The 1206-nt window shown below is 40.5% G+C and carries 1 protein-coding gene; it reads right to left on the bottom strand.

Going from position 1 to position 1206, the window contains the following annotated elements; translation table 11 throughout:
• A partial coding sequence (locus WC622_RS13740) for a hypothetical protein (protein WP_372820275.1) occupies window positions 1–1206 on the bottom strand: 1206 nt, incomplete at both ends.

Raw genomic sequence — 1206 nt, 5'->3', positions numbered from 1 at the left:
GTGATAGTACCATCGCCACCATTATTGCCAAATCCCACTTCTACTTGCCAAGTGTATGGTTTACTAAGGTTATTGCTTTTTAACACACTTAAAATGCTAGCGCCTGTAATGGTACCACCCGTAGTAAGACCGAAATTATTGGCAGTTAAGCCTGTTACAAGACCCGAAAAATTTACTTCATATACTACCTGCCCAGCAATACCATTGTTGGGGTTATTGGAAAGCTGAGTAATAGATAAAACACTGGCAGGAATGAGCACTTCTTTAGTTTCGCCCGTATAGGTTTCGTTTTGTGCATTTTTAGCAACCACTCTATAATAATAAAGCCCTGTCCCTTCTAAAAATAAAGTTGATACAGTTGAATTCATTGCTGGAGTAACCACTGGGTTTGTAGTTGGTTGAAAATTTACGGAGCTAGAAAAATCAGCAACTGTACTCACATCGAAACTTACATTTACATTGCCTGTTGTCGTTTTTACCAATCCATTTAATGTTGCCTCAGCTACATTGACATTGGTTGCTGCTTGTGTGGTTACCACTACATCTGGAGCAATGGTATAGGTATCACCAGTAAAAGGCAAAGCATTCGATAAGGCAGCATTTAATCCAGTAGCATCTTTAAGGTTGAGGGCTATTGTACCATCGCCGCCATTACCAATTCCTACTTTTACAACCCATGAATTAGGTTTGGCTGGGTCTGCACTTTTGGCTACACTTAAAATAGATGAGCCAGTTACTGCTCCGCCAAGCGTAAGGTCAAAATTGATCTTACCTAACCCTGTGATTACATTCGAAAACTCTACCTCGTAAGTAATTAGCCCAGTGCTAGCGTTGTTAGGATTTGGAGAAAGGGCAGTAATACCAATAATTGTTGCTGGAATATCAAAACTTAAAATTTCTCCATTAACTACTTCATTTGTTGCAGTAGTTGCAGTAACACGGTAATAATGTTCGCCGGGTTTAACCTGCGACAGTTGAAATTCGGCAGTTTTGGCGCCCGAACCTGCGGTAACCGTACCGTTTACAGCAGCATTTACATGTATTGCACCTGTTAAAAATGGAGAATTACCATAATCAACTCCCACAGTTACATCTTCTACTATAGATTTAACCGAACCTTGTAACGTAGCACCTGTGGAGGATAGACCAGTTACAGGCAAGGTATTTACTGTTATCTCTGGTGCAATGGTATAGGTTTCTCCTGCA

The sequence above is a fragment of the Pedobacter sp. genome, from assembly GCF_041662865.1.
Lineage (GTDB): Bacteria > Bacteroidota > Bacteroidia > Sphingobacteriales > Sphingobacteriaceae > Pedobacter.
This window is presented reverse-complemented; position numbering and strand designations above follow the sequence as displayed.